The organism is Nesterenkonia sandarakina, from assembly GCF_013410215.1.
Lineage (GTDB): Bacteria > Actinomycetota > Actinomycetes > Actinomycetales > Micrococcaceae > Nesterenkonia > Nesterenkonia sandarakina.
The window spans coordinates 2019724-2037983 of the sequence record NZ_JACCFQ010000001.1 but is presented as its reverse complement, the minus strand read 5'-3'; the positions used below and the strand labels follow the sequence as shown (position 1 = coordinate 2037983).

Genomic DNA, 18260 nt, shown 5'->3' with positions numbered 1-18260 from the left:
TCATGCAGCAGTTCACCGAAGACACCTTGGCCGAGGCGCGCGCGGAGACCCGCGGCACCAGACCCGGTCCGGGCCGGATCATCTTCGCCGGAACCCCGGAGATCGCCGCCAGCGCCCTGCGCACCATGCTGCGGGCGGGCGCCGAGGTGGCAGCGGTGCTCACCAGGCCTGACGCTCCCGTGGGGCGACGGCGCAAGCTGACCCAGTCCCCGGTGGCTGCGGTCGCCGAGGAGGCCGGGATCCACGTGATCAAGGCTGACGTCGTGGACGCCGAGATCACCGCGGAGCTCGCCGCGGCGGAGGCCACCCTCGGCGTCGTCGTGGCCTATGGCGCCCTGCTGCCCGGTGCCGCGCTCGAGGTCCCCGCCCGCGGCTGGGTGAACCTGCACTACTCCGCCCTCCCGCTGCACCGCGGCGCGGCGCCGGTGCCCCACACCATGCTGGCTGGTCAGACCGAGACCGCGGCCACGGTGTTCCAGCTGGAACGCGGCATGGACACCGGGCCCATCCACGGGATCTGCCGCCACCAGATCGGCGAGGCGACCTCCGCGGGGACGGTCCTCGAGGAGCTCACGGTCCTGGGGTCCTCCCTGTTGATGGTGCTGCTGCCAGACCTGCTCGCCGGCACCTCCACTCCCGAGCCCCAGATCGGTGAGCCCAGCTACGCTCCGAAGCTGACCGCCGCAGACGCCTTCATCGACCCGCGCCGCCCAGCCGCCGAGCTCGTGAATCGGATCAACGCGACCATCCCCGAACCCGGCGCCTGGACCTTGAACGGTGATCAGCGGGTCAAGCTCGGCGTCGCCAGGCTCCACCGCCCCGAGACGGCGCCGGGGACCGAGGAGTCTGCGGCGCAGATCGGCGAGGTGCGAGAGCTTGCCCCGGAACAGCCCGGCGCCACCCCGGTGATCGGGTTCCGTGCCGGCGACGGCGCCGATGTGGTGCTCAGCAGCGTGCAGCCGGCAGGCAAGCAGATGCTCAACGCCGCCGACTGGCACCGCGGCCTGCACGGCGAGGTGCTCCTGGGCGGACCGGAGCAGGACCGTCCTGAGCAGAGCCTGCCTGGGCAGGCGAAGAGCACCGAGACCGTTGAGACTGCCACGACTGCCACGCACCCCACGGAAGGGCACACCCGATGAGCCACGCCGGCCGAGACTCCGCCCAGCAGCCCAGCCGCAGGAATGAGAAGGGCCGGGAACGCAATCGCGGCGCGAAGAGCTCCCCCGGCCAGGGCAAGTCAGGCCAGGGCAGGGCAGATCAGCGCAGGTCCGATCAGGGCGGCGGCACAGGTGGACGTCGGTTCAGCGCCGCGGCTCCAGCCCAGCGCAAACGCCGGGCGGATCCGGCCCGGCTCACGGCCTACACCGTGCTGCGCGCGGTCAGCCGGGACGACGCCTACGCCAACCTCACGCTGCCCGCCGAGATCCGGCGTCGGCGGCTGGACAAGCGCGACGCCGGCTTCGCCACCGAGCTGACCTACGGCACCCTGCGCGGCACCGGCACCTACGACGCGATCCTCAGCGCCTGCGTGGACCGGCCCCTCGATCAGCTCGACGCCCCGGTGCTGGACGCGCTGCGACTGGGCGCCCACCAGCTGCTGAACATGCGGGTGGAGACCCACGCCGCGGTGGATGAGACCGTGGCGCTGGTGCGCGCCGAGATCGGCGCCGGCCCCAGCGGGCTGGTCAATGCCGTGCTACGCAAGGTCAGTGCCCGGACTCTCCAGGACTGGACCCGGACGCTCTCAGCCGAGCGCGACCTGAGCGGCGACGACGCCCTCGCGCTCACCCACGCCCACCCGGCCTGGGTGGTGCGTGCCCTGCGGCAGTCGCTGCGCGCCGATGGCCGCGGCGACGAGCTCGAGGCGCTGCTGCGCGCGAACAACGCCGCCCCCGAGGTCCACCTGGTGGAGCTCCCCGGCACCAGCTCGGTCGAGGGTGACCGGCTGCGCAGCGCCCAGGAGGCCGGGGCCGTGGCCTCCAGCGCGCTGACCGGGGCCGCGATCTTCCGCGGCGGTGACATCGCTCGGCTGCCCGGCACCCGGGAAGGTCAGCTGCGGGTCCAGGACATCGGCTCGCAATGGGTCACCCGCGCCCTGGCCGCCGCAGAGCTGCCGGATCCGGGCCAGGGCGCAGAGCGTTGGCTCGACCTGTGCGCCGGCCCGGGCGGCAAGGCGGCACTGCTGGCCGCGCTGGCCGCCCAGCGCGGTGCCACCGTGCTCGCCAACGAACCTGCCGCGCACCGTGCCAAGCTGGTGAGCCAGGCGCTGCAGGCAGTGGACCACCAGGCCTGGACCGTGCGCACCGGCGATGGCCGCACCATCGGCGAGGAGCCGACCGGCACCGGCTTCCAGCGGATCCTGGTCGATGCACCCTGCACCGGCCTGGGCGCGCTGCGGCGCCGGCCCGAGGCCCGCTGGCGCCGCACCCCCGGAGACCTCGCCGGCCTGACCGCGCTGCAGCATGAGCTGCTCGACGCGGCCGTCGGGGCACTGGCTCCCGGAGGGCTGCTGGCCTACGTCACCTGCTCACCGCATATGGCCGAGACCGTGATCCAGGTCGATGACCTGCTGCGACGCCACCCGGAGCTGGAGCTGCTCGACGCCCACGGCCCGATGCGCGCCGCCGCCGAGGACGCAGGTGCCCAGCTGCTGCGCGATGCGCCTGCCGGCGCCGGCAGCCAGACCGCCGCGCGCTGCCTGCAGCTCTGGCCGCATATCCACGGCACCGATGCGATGTTCTTCGCGCTGCTCCAGCGTCCGGTGGACGCGAAGGATGCCTCAGCCTCGCACCAGTCCCAGAAGTCCGACCAGCCCCAGGACTCCGACGACGTCGCGGAGCACCCCGGCGGTAGGATCGCCCTGTGATCAGCCCACGCATCCACCCCAGCATCCTCAGCGCCGACTTCGCGAACCTGGCCACCGAGCTGTCCCGGATCAGCTCTGCCGATGCGGTGCATGTCGACGTGATGGACAACCACTTCGTGCCGAACCTGACCATCGGCCTGCCGGTGGTGAAGTCCCTGCGCGCGGCCACCGAGCTGCCCCTGGACATCCACCTGATGATCGAGGACCCGGACACCTGGGCACCGCAGTACGCCGAGCTCGGCTGTGAGTCCGTGACCTTCCATGCTGAAGCGGCCGGGGCGCCGATCCGGCTCGCCCGCGAGCTGCGCGCGCAGGGGTCCCGGTCCGCCATGGCGCTGAAGCCTGCCACCGGGATCGAGCCGTACCTGGACATGCTCGGGGAGCTGGACATGCTGCTGCTGATGACGGTGGAGCCCGGGTTCGGCGGACAGAGCTTCTTAGACCTGATCCTGCCCAAGATCCGCCGGGCCCGGAAGGCCGTGGATGATCAGGGCGGGACCGTGGCGCTCCAGGTCGACGGCGGCATCAGCGCCGAGACGATCCAGCGCGCGGCCGAGGCCGGTGCGGACACCTTTGTGGCCGGCTCGGCGGTGTATTCAGCCCCCGACGCCGCCGCGGCGATCGCGCAGCTGCGCAGCCTCGCCGGCTGAGGCCGCCAGAGATCACCTCGGGGCGCGATCCCCGCCGATCAGGCCTCGAAGCTCGCGGCGGGAGTGGATCTTCAGCTTCGTCATCGCGTTGGCCACGTGGTACTCCACGGTGCGCACCGAGAGCACCAGCTGCTCCGCGACCTCGCGGTTGGTCCGGCCCTCCGAGACCAGCAGCGAGACCTGACGTTCGCGCCGGGAGAGGCCATGCAGCGCCTCCTCGGCGCGCGGGCTGAGCACCGGATCGGTCATCGCCGAGACTCCCCGGGGCGCCCACGCGACCAGACGCCCACCGGGCTGCGCTGCGCTGCGCGCAGCGGGTTCCGCAGGCACGGCGCCGGAGGTGGCGTCTGCGGTGCTGGGCGCAGGCATCCGGCCGGAGGTGGACAGCTCCGGTGATCCAGGCGCCGAGGTCCCCCGCCCCGCCCGGTTCAACGATGCTCCCGCCACCGACGAGGCGCCCGCGCTCGCCCCGGGACGCGGCGGCCCCTGCATGATCCGGGGACGCAGCATCTCCATGAGCTGGTTGGCGCGGTCCAGCTGCGAATCGGCTCCGCAGGACTGCAGCACCGAGGCCGCCCACACCGCGAGCTCCAAAGCGGTGGCCCGATGCCGGGCCAGCTCCTGCGGGTAGGCCGCCGCCAGTGTGGCGATGTCGATGCTCAGCATCGCCCGGAAGATCCGGAAACCCCCGCCCTCCCCCGGTGGCTGGGTGGGTCGGATGGATCCGGCGGCGTCATAGCCGCGCAGCACCTCCAGGAAGCAGTCCATCGCCTCCCTCGGGGCATCGGCTCCCCAGCGTTCGAAGCCTCTGAGGTACGGGGTGGTCAGATGGCGCTGGAAGTCCACGACGCCGGCGTCGTCCTCGGCACTGCGCAGCAGCGCCGGCAGCATCGCGGCCCACCCGCTGACGTGGAGCGCACGTGCCAACATGCTCACCGCCTGCGGCTCCATCGCCCACCAGGCGGTGCCGTCATTGCGCATGCTCAGCAGGTTCCGGGCGACCCCTCGAAAGTCGGACTGGGAGGCGGCCAGGCACGCCTCCACCCAGTCGAGGGTCCCGGTGACCAGCGGACCCTTCGCGAACCGGCTCTCGCGCAGCACCTCGAGCCGGGCCCGGACCTTCTCCACCTCCCCCCGCGCCGCCGGCACGACGGCCGAGACCGCGTAGGCCACATGGGAGACGGCGTTCTCGCCACGGCACAGGGCCTCCCCCGCCGCGCGGTCCGCCATCTGTTCGGCCTCATCCCAATAGGCCGAGCTGAAGAGCAGCAGCGCCAGCTGAGAGCGGGCGTACATCACGTAACTGTTGGTGCCGTCCTGCGCGGCAGCCACGCTGAGGTCCTGGTAGGCGCAGTCCTCCTGACCGACCTGGCGGTAGAGTGCCCCGCGCACCGCATGCAGCGAGGCGTCGAAACGCTCCACGCCGACCCTGCCACGCAGCTGCTCCAGGGCGGCGCAGACCCGGTCGATCATGGTGAGCGCATCCCCGGGGTCCACTGCCGAGAAGCCGAGCCAGAGGCTGTTCAGGGACTCCATGCCGTGCAGCTGATCCCGGCTCCAGATCTCACCGACCAGGCCCGCTCCCTCGGAGGAGCGCAGCACCTCGGTCAGTGCAGCAGAGACATCATGCGCCAGCGCAGCACCTCGGTCCCGACGCGACTCCGCGTAGAGCCGGGCGTTGACCTCGATGACCGCCTCGGCATAGATGGGCAGCCCAGCGTCAGGCTGGGCCGGCACCGATTCCAGCTCCTTCAGCGCCCCCTCCAGATCGGACTGCTCCAGCAGCATCAGCGCCAGGATCCCTGAGCGGCCGGTGGACTCCGGCATCGTGCGCATCGGAGACTCCAGGGCGAGCAGAGCCGAGATCCGGTTGGTCCGCACGGCCAGGCCCGCGAGCAGAGCGAGTGACTCCGCATCGAAAGGGGCCATCGCGATCGCTGCCATGATGTGGTCGAATGCTTCCCGGAAGTCGTGCCGTCGGGCGGCCTGGCGCGCGTGGTCCTGCAGCTGCGCGATGACCTGATCCGCCGCACCCCGGGAGGGATCCCGTCGAATCGCTTCGGCCAGGTGGCGCACCGACTCCTCCCCGGTGAGCACCCCGGCAAGAGCGTGCAGCAGCTCCGCCCGCTCCACCTCCGGGGTCCCGCTGAGCACCGCCCGGCTCAGGGAACGCCGTGGCACCGAGTAGCGGCCGGTGAGCTCCTCCCAGCTGAGCAGGGCAGTCCCTAACAGGGCGGCAGGGTCCACCGTGGCGCCCAGTGCCGCCTCGATCTGGCTCCGGCTCAGCGAGGTGTCGGCGGCGGCCAGCAGCGTCACCGCTCGACGATCCGCCTCCTCGAGCCGGTCCATCTGGATGAGCACGTCCCGGTGCATTCCGCTGTAGTCAGCTGAGCGCACTGTGGCGGCCAGCGCCTGGTCGATGCTGCGCGCCCCGGCGGGCACCCGACGCAGCCAGCGTCCCACCTGTTCCACCAGGCCGGGATAGCCGTCGGTCTCCCGCAGCACCGCTCCCGCCACCGACGCCGCGATCGGCAGCTTGGAGTACGCCCCCAGCAGCTCACCGACCTCTCGCAGGGCGAGCGGCTGCAGGCCGATGTAGGTGCCTCGGGGACTGGCCTGGGCCAGTCGGATGAGCCGCTGGACCTCCGGACGCGTCGAGCCCTGGGTGCTCAGCACCACCAGCACCGGTCCGTTCTGGAAGATGCTCAGTGCCCGCCAGAGCGCCTCGGCGGAGACCTCATCGACCAGGTGCAGGTTCTTCACGCTCATCAGGTAGGGCCGCTGCAGGTTCCGCGCCGCATCGAACCCGCTGGCCAGGAGGTCCTCAAGCTCAGTCGGGCCGGGGGATCCCGCCCCGAGCAGGTGGTGGATCGCAGACCCGGCCCGGGCGCTGAAGGACTCATCGAGCAGGATGGTGCGCTCGTTCCAGTCCGGGTAGGCCTCCATCGCCTGGTGCAGCAGCCGGGTCTTCCCGGACCCGGTGAAGCCTTCGATGACCACGAACTGCGCCTTGCCCTGCCGCGCCCGGTCCGCCGCGCGGCGGATCAGCTCGATCTCCTCAAGCCTGCCCACGAAGGGGTCGCTGCGGTGCACCGGGGCTCCTTGCTCGACGGATCAGGTGCTCGAAACTATACCGGCCCGTACCTTCTACTGGGTTTCGCGGCTCAGACTACGGGGTTTTGCGTCATCTGAACGGCCGGCGGAGCCCGCGGGCGTGTAATGAAGGAGCCTCCTCGGAGGCGCAGGTGGTCCGAAGAGAAAGTTCAGGGGGTTCTCTTCGGACCATCAGTGCGTCTGCCTCCGGAGCCGTCGGCCCCCAGGTCAGCGGCTGCGGCGCGGGTCGGGCCTGCCGTGGTACTCGCACCTCACGGCATGCCCAAAGCCTCCCTGACGTGAAAAGACCGGTGGCGCTCTCAACCTTCCCCAGAAGAGAGCACCACCGGCACGCTGAAAAGTCTATCGGAATCCGAATCTGGGCTGCACCACGGTTGCACCTGAGCTTGAAGGTCCGTGCAGCTCTTCCCGGCGCAGCTCCTCGATGGCGTTCTCGAAGTCCTGCAACGTGTCGAACCCGCGATACACCGAGGCGAAGCGCATATAGGCGACCACATCCAGGCGGCGCAGCGGGCCCAGGATCGCCAGACCCACGTCATTGGCGTCGACCTCCGCGTTGCCGGCGGCGCGGATGTTCTCCTCCACCTCCTGGGCGAGGACCGCCAGATCATCGTTGGAGACCGGACGTCCCTGACAGGCCTTGCGCACCCCGTTGATCACCTTGGAACGGTCAAAGGGCTCCGCCGCGCCGGAACGTTTGATCACGTTCAGGCTGGTCGTCTCCATGGTGGTGAAACGCTTGGAGCACTGGGGGCACTGCCGACGTCGGCGGATGCCGGAACCGTCGTCCAGCATGCGGGAGTCGACCACTCGGGACGAATCATGGCGACAATAGGGGCAGTACATAGGGCCAGTCTACCCACCACATATAGTGCGCCTCAAATCACCAACCACAAGATGTTGTGGAATCCCGCCTGCTGCGCGGTCTGCGGCGGGATCCTGGAAGCGGCTCAGAGCTCCAGGCAGCCGGGGCCGAGCAGCACCTTGAGATCGCCGAACAGCGCCGGTGACGGGCTGACCTGGTACTCGTGGCCCAGCCGCAGGAGCTCGATCTTGTCCCCGGAGAGCAGCCGCACATGCACGTCGGAGTTCCCCCGATGCGCGCGCAGGGCCCGTCCCAGCTCCATGACCAGGTGTTCGGAGGCCCGCTGGGCCGAGACCGAGACCACCACCGGCCCGGCGTTGCCGTCCTCGTTGATCTCGGGCACCACCACGTCCATGGCCTTGAGCGTGACGCTGCCGTCCTCGCGACGGTCGATCTGACCCTTGACCGAGACCACCAGGTCCTCGGCGAGGATCATCGACACGGCCTGGTAGGTCTTGCCGAAGAACATCACCTCGATGGTGCCGGCCATGTCCTCGATCTCGGCGCGTGCGTAGGGGTTCCCGGAGGACTTCGCGACTCGGCGCTGCAGCGAGGTGATCATGCCGGCGATGGTGATCCCGGCGCCGTCGGCCGGGCCGTCCTCTCCCATCACCGAGGAGATCGAGCGGTCGGCGTGGTGGGCCAGGACCCGTTCCAGGCCCTGGAGCGGGTGGTCGGAGACGTAGAGGCCGAGCATCTCGCGTTCGAAGGAGAGCTTGTCCATCTTCTCCCACTCCGGCAGGTCCGGGACGCTGACCGAGAGCGAGTCGCCCAGCTCCATGTTGGCGCTGCCGAAGAGATCGGTCTCGTAGGCCTGGGAGCCCTTCTTCTCCGAGATGGCCTGGTCGATGGCCTGTTCGTGGATGGTCACCAGGGCGCGGCGGGTGTGCCCGAGCTCGTCGAAGCCGCCGGCCTTGATCAGCGATTCGATGGTGCGCTTATTGCACACCTGCATCGGGACCTTCTTGAGGAAGTCGGCGAAGGTCTCATACGGGCCCTTCTCCTCACGCGCGGAGACCATCCCGGCGACCACGTTGGAGCCCACGTTGCGCACCGCGCCCATCCCGAAGCGGATGGTGTCATCGCCGACCGGGGTGAAGGTCAGCGCGGATTCGTTGATGCTCGGGGAGGTCACGGTGACGCCCATGCGCCGGCATTCGGAGAGGTAGAGCGCGAGCTTGTCCCGGTTCTCCCCCACCGAGGTGAGCAGGGCCGCCAGGTACTCGGCGGGGTAGTTGGCCTTGAGGAAGGCGGTCCAGTATGCGATCAGCCCGTAGGCGGCGGTGTGAGCCTTGTTGAACGCGTAGTCCGAGAACGGGAGCAGGACGTCCCACAGCGCCTTGATCGCCGCGGCGGAATAGCCGTGAGACTCCATGCCGGAGGAGAAGTTCACATACTGCTTGTCCAGCTCGGACTTCTTCTTCTTGCCCATGGCGCGGCGCAGGATGTCGGCCTGGCCCAGGGAGTACCCGGCGACCTTCTGCGCGATGGCCATGACCTGCTCCTGGTAGACGATCAGCCCGTGCGTGGTGCCCAGGATCTCGCGCAGCGGCTCCTCCAGCTCCGGGTGGATCGGGGTCACCTCCTGGTGCCCGTTCTTGCGCAGCGCGTAGTTGGTGTGCGAGTTCGCGCCCATCGGGCCGGGACGGTAGAGCGCCAGGGCGGCGGAGATGTCTTCGAAGTTGTCCGGTCGCATCAGGCGCAGCAGCGAGCGCATGCCGCCGCCGTCGAGCTGGAAGACGCCGAGGGTGTCTCCGCGAGCCAGCAGGTCATAGGCGGCACGGTCGGTGAGCTCCAGGGTCTCCAGGTCGATCTCGACACCCTTGTTCAGCGCGATGTTCTCCAGGCAGTCGGAGATGATCGTGAGGTTGCGCAGACCCAGGAAGTCCATCTTGATCAGGCCGAGGTTCTCGCAGATCGGGTAGTCGAACTGCGTGATGATCGCGCCGTCCTGCTCACGCTTCATGATCGGGATGATGTCGATCAGCGGGTCGCTGGACATGATCACGCCCGCCGCGTGCACGCCCCACTGCCGCTTGAGCCCCTCCAGGCCGGAGGCGAGGTTGAAGATCTCGGTCAGCCGGGGGTCCGCGTCCACGTACTCGCGCATCTCGGCGGCCTCGGAGTAGCGCGAGGACTTGGGGTCATAGATGTCGCCCAGCGGCATCGGCTTGCCCATGGCGTCCGGGGGCATCTTCTTGCTCAGCTGGTCGCCGGTGGCGAAGGGCTCCCCCATGACGCGGGCGGAGTCCTTCAGCGCCTGCTTGGACTTGATCGTGCCATAGGTGACGATCATCGCCACGCGCTCGTCGCCGTACTTGTTGACCACGTACTGGATGACCTCGGAGCGACGCCGGTCATCGAAGTCGACGTCGAAGTCGGGCATGGAGACGCGGTCGGGATTCAGGAAGCGCTCGAAGATCAGGCCGTGCTGCAGCGGGTTCAGGTCGGTGATGCGCATCGCGTAGGCCACCATCGAGCCGGGCCCGGAGCCGCGCCCCGGGCCCACCCGGATGCCCTGCTCCTTGGCCCAGGTGATGAAGTCGGCCACCACCAGGAAGTAGCCGGGGAAGCCCATCTGAGTGATCACGCCGATCTCGTACTCGGCCTGCTTGCGGACCTCGTCCGGGATGCCGTTGGGGAACCGGTAGTGCAGCCCCTTCTCGACCTCCTGGATGAACCAGGACTCCTCGGACTCCCCGTCGGGCACCGGGAAGCGGGGCATGTAGGAGGCCGCTTCGTTGAACTCGACCTGGCAGCGTTCGGCAATGGCCAGGGTGTTGTCGCAGGCATCGGGGAAGTCGCGGAAGAGATCGCGCATCTCCGCGGCGGACTTGAGGTAGAACTCCTCGGAGCCGAACTTGAACCGGTTCGGGTCATCCAGGGTGGAGTTCGACTGCACGCACAGCAGCGCCCCGTGGGCCTTGTGATCGTGCTGGTGGGTGTAGTGCAGGTCGTTGGTGGCGACCATCGGCAGGTTCAGCTCACGGGCCAGCTTGATCAGGTCGGCTTTGACCTTGCGCTCGATGTCGAGCCCGTGGTCCATCAGCTCGCAGTAGAAGTTCTCCTTCCCGAAGAGGTCCTGGTACTCCCCGGCGGCCTTCTTCGCCTCCTCGTACTGCCCCAGGTGCAACCTGGTCTGGATCTCCCCGGAGGGGCACCCGGTGGTGGCGATGATCCCCTTGCCGTAGGTCTGCAGCAGCTCCCGGTCCATCCGAGGCTTATAGAAGTAGCCCTCCAGGGAGGCCTTCGAGCCCATCCGGAACAGGTTGTGCATCCCCGCGGTGTTCTCCGCCCACATGGTCATGTGCGTGTAGGCGCCGCCGCCGGAGACGTCCTTCTCCCCGATCACCCCGTCGCCCCACTTCACCCGGGTGCGGTCGGAGCGGTGCGTGCCGGGTGAGAGGTAGGCCTCGAGCCCGATGATCGGCTTCACGTCATAGTTCTGGGCGGTCTTCCAGAACTCATAGGCGCCGAAGAGGAACCCGTGGTCCGTGGTGGCCACTGCGGGCATCCCGAGGTGCTGGGTCTGCTCGAAGAGCTCCCCGATCTTCGCGGCGCCGTCGAGCATCGAGTACTCGGTGTGGTTGTGCAGGTGGACGAAGTCGCCGGTTCTCGCCATGCTCAGCCGTTCTCCAGAATCTCGAGGGCCTGCGCCAGGTCCGCGGGGTAGTCGGTGCGGTAGCTCACCCATTCTCCGTGCTCGGGGTGGTGGAAGCCGAGCTCCACCGCATGCAGCCACTGCCGGGTCAGACCAAGGTCAGCGGCCAGCTGCGGGTCAGCCCCGTAGGTCAGATCTCCGGCGCAGGGGTGGCCCAGTGCGGAGAAGTGGACTCGGATCTGATGCGTCCGCCCGGTCTCCAGGTTGATGTCCATCAGGCTGGCCCGGCCATAGGCCTGCTGCAGCCGGTAGTGGGTGCGGGATTCGCGTCCGCCCTCGAGCACCGCGAAGCGCCAGTCATGACCGGGATGCCGGCCGATGGGAGCGTCGATGGTGCCGTCCACGGGGTCCGGAAGACCCTGGACCAGCGCGTGATAGCTCTTCTGGGTGGTGCGCTGCCGGAAGGCGTCCTTGAGCACGGTGTAGGCGTGCTCGGTCTTGGCCACCACCATCACCCCGGAGGTTCCGACGTCGAGTCGGTGCACGATCCCGCGGCGCTCCTGGGCTCCTGAGGTGGAGATCTCCACCCCCGCGGCGAGCAGGCCCCCGATCACGGTCGGTCCGGTCCAGCCCGGCGAGGGGTGCGCGGCCACGCCAACGGGCTTGTCCACCACCACGATCGCCTCGTCCTGGTGCAGCACGGTCATCTCTTCCACGGCTTCGATCCTCACCTGGAGCGGGTCCTGCTTCTCGGGCACGACGACGGCGAGCTGGGCCCCTGCGGCCAGACGGTCAGACTTCTTCACCGCGCGCCCGGCGGTGCGCCCCTGGGTCCGGTCCTGCGCCCAGGTGACCAGTCCTTCTTTGAGCCACTGCGTGGCCTGGATGCGGGGGACCTCGAAGAGGGCGGCCAGCACGACGTCGGCCCGGCCGCCGTCGAGGGCCTCGGGTACGGCGATCTGCTGGGCGCTCATGTCTCGGTCTCCGCAGCGTCGGTCTTGGCGGTCTCTGTGGACCCAGAGCTGGACTTGCCGGCGCTGGGCTTCTCGGAACCGGGCGTGCCGGCGCTGGGCTTCTCGGGGCTGGGCTCGCTGGGGCTGGATTTCTCGGCGTTGGATTTCTCGGGGCTGTGCTTCCCGGAGCCGTGCTCGCGGGTGCCGTCGAGGTTCAGCCCGAAGAGCATCATCGCGCAGATCCCGATGATCGAGCACACGATGAAGGAGTCGGCGATGTTGAAGATCGCGAAGTTCGGCACGGCGATGAAGTCGACGACCTGGCCCTGGCCGAAGCTGCGGATCCCTTCCCCGTTCAGCGAGGGGTCCCGGAAGATCCGGTCGGTGAGGTTGCCTGCCACCCCGCCGGCGAGCCCGCCCAGCCCCAGGGTCCACAGCCAGGATCCGCCGAGCTCTCGGCTCTTGAGCACCACGTAGCCGAGCACCGCGAGCATGATCAGCGTGAAGATCCAGGTGTAGTCGGTGCCCATGGAGAACGCGGCACCCGGGTTCAGGTGGTAGCGCCAGTACAGCACCGGAGGCAGCACCTCGGTCTGCTCTCCCAGGATCATCGTGGATTCGACCCAGAGCTTGGTTAACTGATCAGCGGCCCAGGCGAACACCGCCAGGGCCGCTGCCGCGAGGAGTGCAGTTCGGCGGGACGGGGTGCGCATGGACCGCTGATGGTCACCTGAGAGCTGTTTCGACACCGTTGGATTCTACAGGCCAAGGTGCCGGGAGAAGCCCCCGGGGACTGTGAGCTGCCTCAGCTGCCGGTGGCTTCCTTCTCGATGGAGCCGCGGCTGTTCAGGTCCGCCAGCTGACCCTCGATGTAGTCCTTCAGACGGGCCCGGTAGTCCCGCTCGAAGCTGGTCAGCTCACCGACCTTGGACTCCAGGTCGGCCTTCTTGCGCTCCAGCGCGTTCAGCGTGCGGGTGGAGGTCAGCTCCGCCTCTTCGATCATGTTCTCGGCGCGGGTCTCGGCCTCGGTGACGATCTCGCTGCGGCGCCGCTCGGCCTCGGCGAGCAGCTGCGCGTGGGTGTTCTCGGCCGTGCCGACCAGGTCATCGCGGCGGGTCTCGCCCTCGGTGATGTAGGCGCTGCGGGTGCTCTCACCCTCGGCGATGTAGGCATCCCGGGTCTGCTCACCCTCGGTGATGTAGGCGCTGCGGGTCTGCTCGCCTTCGGCGATGTACTCGCTACGCTTGGCCTCGCCCTCGGCGATGTAGGCAGCGCGGGTCTGCTCGCCCTCGGAGACGTACTGATCGTGCAGCTTCTGGGCCATGGCGAGCACGCCGGTGGCGGAGGTGGCCTGGTCGCTCGCTGCGGACTCGACGGCCGGGCGCTCCTGGGCCGGACGGGTGCCGGGGGCGTACTCGGTCTCTGCGGCGTCGGCGCTGAGCTCGTGCTCCTCGGTGATCCGGTCGATGGAACCGGTCATGGTGGAGGTGGTCCCTGCATAGCCGGAGAGCCCTGCGTCCTTGAGCTCGTCGGGCTCCAGGTTCGACGGGTGCTCCTCGAGCTGCTCCTCCAGCCGGGCGACCTTCGCGGCGAGGTCCTCGTTCTCCTGGGTCAGGCGCCGCCATTCGACGACCACCTCGTCAAGGAAGTCATCGACCTCGTCCTTGTCGTAACCGGGACGGAACTTGGTCTCGGGGAATTCCTTGTTCAGGAGATCATCGGGGGTCAGGGCCATGCGGTGTCACCTCATCGAGTGGCTGGGGAAGCTGTGAAGCTGGTCTTGGGTCATCGACCAGGATACCCATTGCGATTCGCTGCCTCGAACTTCAACCTTCAAGTGCGGCTTTCACGACTCGCAGATCCCCCAGCGCGCAGTGTCGGTGCCGCTGATACGACCCGGAATCAGGCGAATCCGCGCAGCACCATCTTCGCGATCACCACGAGCAGGAACACCAGCAGGAAGCCCATGTCCAGGGACACACCGCCCAGGTTAAGCGGCGGCACCTTGCGCTGGATCCAGCGGATCGGCGGGTCGGTGATGCTGTACACGCCGACGGCGATCATCAGCGGCAGGCCCTTGGGCCGCCAGCTGCGGGCGTACTGCTGCGTGAGGTCGAAGATGATGCGGACCACCAGGGCGAACTGGTAGATGGTCAGCAGCAGGTACAGGGGCGCGGTTAAGAGATCCACAGCTGAAAAGACTACTTGGTTCAGCTCTGGTTGAAGAACTGTGCCGAGGACGGAGCCTCCACGGCGGCGCGCTCTTCAGCCAGCACCTCGATGTTCTTCGGGGTCAGCAGGAACACCTTGTTGGTGACCCGCTCGATGGATCCGCCCATGCCGAAGACCAGCCCGGCGGAGAAGTCCACCAGTCGCTTGGCCTCAGCCTCGCCCATGTCCGTGACATTCATGATCACCGGGATGTTGTCCCGGAAGGACTCGCCGATGACCTTCGCGTCGTTGTAGGAGCGCGGGTGAACGGTGGTGATTTTTCGCATCGGTGAACTTTCATCCCGGGAGGAGGGGGCGCGCTTGATCGGAGTGACCGGAGCCCGGTAGTCCGGGTCCACGGCCAGGTTGGAGCTGTTGTACTGGCCCGTCTGCGCAGTGTCCTCGGCGTGATCGACTCCCAGGGAGACGACCTCACTGCCGCGGACCGAGGCGGAGGCGCTGGTCGGTGCCGGGGTCTCCCGGACCGAGGCCGAGCTCGAGGAGCTGCGGCTCACCGAGCTGGGCTCGGTGCTGGCGCTCTGGGTGCTGCGGGTCGGATGGGAGGACTCCTTGGAGAAGTTGTCCTCGCTGTAGTCGTCTCCGTCGGCGAGGCCGAGGTAGATCATGGTCTTCTTGAAGGCACCGGCCATGAGGGGTCTCCTGGAGGGAAGGTTGAATTGTCACTGCGCGGTCTCGAGACTATCGCTGAAGCGGACGCGCACCCAGGACATCTCGGCCAACCCGCAGGTGTGTCGCACCGTGCGCCACAGCTTCCTCCAGGTCACCGCTCATTCCGGCCGAGATCATGTCCGCACCCGGGTGCCTCTCGCGCAGCTGCGCGGAGAGCTCACGCAGTCGCCGGAAGGCAGGGGCGGCCGGCTCGTCCAGCGGCGCGACCGCCATCAGTCCCCCCAGCGCCAGCCCTGGGGCCGCAGCGATCCGGTCGGCCAGCTCGAGGATCAAGGCCGGGTCGGCCCCTCCCCTGCCGTCGGCGGGCACCGGGTCGCGCAGATCCACCTGGATCAGGCAGGTCAGCGGAGGCTCCTCGGCGCTCGGGGCGACCTTGATCAGCGCCTTCAACAGAGAGGACCGGTCCACAGAGTGCAGATGGTCTGCGTAGCCGGTGACGGAGCGGGCCTTATTGGACTGCAGCTGGCCGATGAAGTGCCAGTGCAGGACCTCTTCATTCGCTGCCGGACCCGACGCCGGGTCCGCGGCTGGATCGTCGGCGGGTTCTGATGCTGGATCGTCTGCGGGGCCGGCGGGGGCACCCGCGGATCCCGGCGCTGCGGGGGCTGCGGTGCCGGCGCGCAGCAGCTCGGTGACCTCGGCGGCCTTCGCAGCCGCCTCCTGGTCCCGGTTCTCCCCGACGTCGCGGACTCCCAGCCGGTGCAGCCGGAGGACATCGGCGGCGGGGAAGAACTTGGTGACCACGATCAGCGTGGGTCGATCTTGCCTCCCGGCGGCCTCCATGGCCCGGTCGATCCGAGCGTGCACCGCGGCGAGGTTCGCCGCAAGCTCTTCGCTGCGCGGATCCTCCGCGCCGGAGTCGCCGGGGTCGCCGGGGTCGGGGTCGGCCGCATCGAGGTCGGCTGCGTCGGGGCTGGCTGCATCGGGGTCGGCCGGTTCCGGGCTGGTCTGCACAGGGAGAGCCTATCGAACCGAGGGTGCGGGCTGGGCGGCAGGCGTGGGCATCCAGATCACTCCGGCGAAGCGGCCCTTCCCCGGGGCTCGGCGGTGGGAGAACAACGACTCATCCTCGATGGTGCAGCCGGCGAGCTCCGCGACGCGCACCCCCTGCCCGTCGAGGATCGTGCGGGCCTCGGCGCGCAGGTTCAGCGCACTCGAGCCCCAGCTGGTCTGCGAGGCTATGGCGGGCCGCCCCTGCGAGACCTCAGCGACCATCTCCGCCGGGATCTCGTAGCAGTCCCCGCAGGCTCCGGGACCGATCCAGGCGGTGATCGCAACCGCTCCGTGGGCGCGCATCGCGGCCACGGTGTTCTCCAGGACTCCGGCGAGCAGTCCGGGGCGTCCGGCGTGGGCCGCGGCGGTGACCGGCACGTCCCGGTCCGGATCGTGCGCGGCGCGACGTCCGTGGAGCAGCACCGGAAGACAGTCGGCGACCATGATCGCCAGTGGGACAGAGCCGTCCGCGCAGACCCAGGCGTCGCCGGTGAGCACCTCGGAGCTAGGGGCGGGCCCGGCAGGTGCGGCGGGCTGCAGCGGAGCCGCGAACTCGGCAGGTGCGGCGGGCTCGGCGGGGATCACATCGGCGGAGTGCACCTGGTTCAGAAAACGCAGGGAGCCTGCAGGTACGCCCATGCTGGCCTCGAGGAGCCGACGGTTCTCGGACACCTCGGACTGGGATCCCACGTGGCGGGCCAGATTGCCGGCCTCCACGGAGGTGAAGCCCAGCTGCACGGTGTCCCCGGCAGTCGCCCCGGACTCGGCCTGGCCCCGCCACCAGAACGGTGACGGGGACGCGGCCGTGCTGGCCCCCGTGTTGCTGGGGGCCATGGTCACTTCAGGAAGTCGGGCACATCGAGGTCATCGTTGCGACCGCCGGTGTAGTCCGACTCGACGATGTCCGGGATGTCCTGCTGCTCCTCGTTCTCATGACGACGACGCGAGTGGTCCATCCGCTGCTGCGGCGCGGTGTCCTGGGACCCGGCGTTGCGCGCGGCCGGTGACCCGCTGATCGGAATCGTGCCGGGCACGGTCCCGGGGACGGGCGGCGCGGTGCGGGCCGCCGGGGCGGCGGACCCGACGCTGCGGGCCGGCGCCTGGTTCTGCATCGGCTGCGCGGGACGGGAGGTGGCGTCGACCTGGTCGAAGCCGGCGGCGATGACGGTGACTCGCGCCTCGTCACCGAGGGCGTCGTCGATGACGGCGCCGAAGATGATGTTGGCCTCCGGGTGGGCGACCTCCTGAACCAGCCGGGCCGCCTCGTTGATCTCGAAGAGTCCGAGATCCGAGCCGCCCTGGATGGAGAGCAGCACGCCGTGGGCGCCGTCGATGGACGCTTCCAGCAGCGGCGAGGCGATGGCGAGCTCGGCGGCCTTCACCGCGCGGTCCTCACCATTCGCGGAACCGATGCCCATCAGCGCGGAGCCGGCGCCCTGCATGACCGACTTCACGTCGGCGAAGTCGAGGTTGATCAGGCCCGGTGTGGTGATCAGGTCGGTGATGCCCTGCACGCCGGAGAGCAGCACCTGGTCCGCGGAGCGGAAGGCATCCAGGACCGAGACGTTCTTGTCCGAGATCGAGAGCAGCCGGTCGTTGGGGATCACGATGAGCGTGTCGACCTCGTCGCGGAGCGCCTCGATGCCCTCTTCGGCCGAGCCGGCGCGCCGGCGACCTTCGAAGGTGAACGGGCGGGTGACGACACCGATGGTCAGTGCCCCGAGCGAGCGGGCGATCCGAGCGACCACGGGTGCACCGCCGGTTCCGGTGCCACCGCCCTCGCCTGCGGTGACGAAGACCATGTCTGCGCCCCGGATGACCTCTTCGATCTCCTCGGCGTGATCCTCGGCGGCCTGTCGGCCGACCTCAGGGTTGGCACCGGCACCCAGTCCACGGGTCAGTTCACGCCCGACGTCGAGCTTCACGTCGGCGTCGCTCATCAGCAGCGCCTGCGCATCGGTGTTGATGGCGATGAATTCCACGCCCCGGAGACCGACGTCGATCATGCGGTTGACGGCGTTGACGCCGCCGCCACCGATGCCGACGACCTTGATCACGGCCAGGTAGTTGTTCGGTGATGCCACGTTGTGTGTCCCTTGCTCGTCTCTGGTCTCAAATGTACGGAGACCCCCGTCGCCGAGTGAGCCGCAGCGCGACTCCTCACTGTCTTCACCCGTCTCGGGCCACCTGATCGTGCCGATGTCATTCGCGGGGACATCGGTCCGGTCATGGGCGGCAGCCCGTGACGTCGCAGCGGCTCATAAGCGGACGGGAGCCTCCGTACCTGAGACATTCTTCTGTTGCCTGCGAACCAACA

The 18260-nt window shown here is 69.0% G+C and carries 14 protein-coding genes; 3 read left to right on the top strand and 11 right to left on the bottom strand.

Features of this window, described 5'->3' with window-relative positions; genetic code table 11:
- The first annotated feature begins 2 nt into the window (after window positions 1-2).
- From HNR11_RS09400 to rpe, 3 genes are read left to right on the top strand one after another with little or no spacing between them, the layout of a single operon-like run.
- Window positions 3-1139 (top strand): methionyl-tRNA formyltransferase, encoded by a 1137-nt coding sequence (locus tag HNR11_RS09400; RefSeq protein WP_179442070.1) that lies wholly within the window; start codon window positions 3-5, stop codon window positions 1137-1139.
- On the top strand, window positions 1136-2866 hold the full coding sequence (locus HNR11_RS09395; RefSeq protein WP_179442069.1) for an RsmB/NOP family class I SAM-dependent RNA methyltransferase: 1731 nt from the start codon (window positions 1136-1138) through the stop codon (window positions 2864-2866). Before HNR11_RS09400 ends, HNR11_RS09395 begins: the two co-directional genes overlap by 4 nt.
- Complete coding sequence (gene rpe, locus HNR11_RS09390) at window positions 2863-3516, top strand: ribulose-phosphate 3-epimerase (protein ID WP_179442068.1); 654 nt, start codon at window positions 2863-2865, stop codon at window positions 3514-3516. The genes HNR11_RS09395 and rpe overlap by 4 nt, the downstream gene beginning before the upstream one ends.
- 12 nt (window positions 3517-3528) lie before the next feature.
- On the opposite strand, the gene HNR11_RS14280 is transcribed toward rpe, so the two are convergent.
- From HNR11_RS14280 to ftsZ, 11 genes are all read right to left on the bottom strand, one after another.
- Complete coding sequence (locus HNR11_RS14280) at window positions 3529-6609, bottom strand: LuxR C-terminal-related transcriptional regulator (RefSeq protein WP_179442067.1); 3081 nt, start codon at window positions 6607-6609, stop codon at window positions 3529-3531.
- A gap of 363 nt (window positions 6610-6972) precedes the next feature.
- Window positions 6973-7476: a transcriptional regulator NrdR gene (gene nrdR / locus HNR11_RS09380; RefSeq protein ID WP_179442066.1), complete on the bottom strand. Its 504-nt coding sequence runs from the start codon at window positions 7474-7476 to the stop codon at window positions 6973-6975.
- A gap of 104 nt (window positions 7477-7580) precedes the next feature.
- A complete protein-coding gene (dnaE, locus tag HNR11_RS09375; RefSeq protein WP_179442065.1) occupies window positions 7581-11117 on the bottom strand; it encodes a DNA polymerase III subunit alpha in 3537 nt (1178 codons plus the stop codon).
- 2 nt (window positions 11118-11119) lie between these two features.
- Entirely contained in the window at window positions 11120-12070 is a 951-nt protein-coding gene (locus HNR11_RS09370; protein ID WP_179442064.1) for an RluA family pseudouridine synthase, read from the bottom strand.
- Window positions 12067-12798, bottom strand: coding sequence for a signal peptidase II (locus HNR11_RS09365; RefSeq protein ID WP_343050637.1), 732 nt, complete (start codon window positions 12796-12798; stop codon window positions 12067-12069). Before HNR11_RS09365 ends, HNR11_RS09370 begins: the two co-directional genes overlap by 4 nt.
- A 56-nt stretch (window positions 12799-12854) precedes the next feature.
- A complete protein-coding gene (locus HNR11_RS09360) occupies window positions 12855-13784 on the bottom strand; it encodes a DivIVA domain-containing protein (protein WP_179442063.1) in 930 nt (309 codons plus the stop codon).
- A 167-nt stretch (window positions 13785-13951) separates the two neighbouring features.
- A complete protein-coding gene (locus tag HNR11_RS09355; RefSeq protein ID WP_058888731.1) occupies window positions 13952-14239 on the bottom strand; it encodes a YggT family protein in 288 nt (95 codons plus the stop codon).
- 20 nt (window positions 14240-14259) lie between these two features.
- On the bottom strand, window positions 14260-14910 hold the full coding sequence (locus HNR11_RS09350; protein ID WP_058888730.1) for a cell division protein SepF: 651 nt from the start codon (window positions 14908-14910) through the stop codon (window positions 14260-14262).
- 49 nt (window positions 14911-14959) lie between these two features.
- On the bottom strand, window positions 14960-15904 hold the full coding sequence (locus HNR11_RS09345) for an alanine racemase (RefSeq protein WP_179442062.1): 945 nt from the start codon (window positions 15902-15904) through the stop codon (window positions 14960-14962).
- A 9-nt stretch (window positions 15905-15913) separates the two neighbouring features.
- A complete protein-coding gene (locus HNR11_RS09340) occupies window positions 15914-16777 on the bottom strand; it encodes a purine nucleoside phosphorylase YfiH/LACC1 family protein (protein ID WP_179442061.1) in 864 nt (287 codons plus the stop codon).
- Window positions 16778-16779: 2 nt separating this feature from the next.
- The gene (gene ftsZ / locus HNR11_RS09335; protein WP_179442060.1) at window positions 16780-18027 is read right to left on the bottom strand and encodes a cell division protein FtsZ; all 1248 of its coding nucleotides are present in this window, start codon (window positions 18025-18027) and stop codon (window positions 16780-16782) included.
- Window positions 18028-18260 lie beyond the last annotated feature (233 nt).

Bases quoted from the DNA above. Each gene is read 5' to 3' on its own strand.
- HNR11_RS09340 (WP_179442061.1), bottom strand. From the start codon at position 16,777: ATGGCCCCCAGCAACACGGGGGCCAGCACGGCCGCGTCCCCGTCACCG.
- HNR11_RS09370 (WP_179442064.1), bottom strand. From the start codon at position 12,070: ATGAGCGCCCAGCAGATCGCCGTACCCGAGGCCCTCGACGGCGGCCGG.
- nrdR (WP_179442066.1), bottom strand. From the start codon at position 7,476: ATGTACTGCCCCTATTGTCGCCATGATTCGTCCCGAGTGGTCGACTCC.
- HNR11_RS09400 (WP_179442070.1), top strand. From the start codon at position 3: ATGCAGCAGTTCACCGAAGACACCTTGGCCGAGGCGCGCGCGGAGACC.
- dnaE (WP_179442065.1), bottom strand. From the start codon at position 11,117: ATGGCGAGAACCGGCGACTTCGTCCACCTGCACAACCACACCGAGTAC.
- HNR11_RS09360 (WP_179442063.1), bottom strand. From the start codon at position 13,784: ATGGCCCTGACCCCCGATGATCTCCTGAACAAGGAATTCCCCGAGACC.
- HNR11_RS09395 (WP_179442069.1), top strand. From the start codon at position 1,136: ATGAGCCACGCCGGCCGAGACTCCGCCCAGCAGCCCAGCCGCAGGAAT.
- HNR11_RS09350 (WP_058888730.1), bottom strand. From the start codon at position 14,910: ATGGCCGGTGCCTTCAAGAAGACCATGATCTACCTCGGCCTCGCCGAC.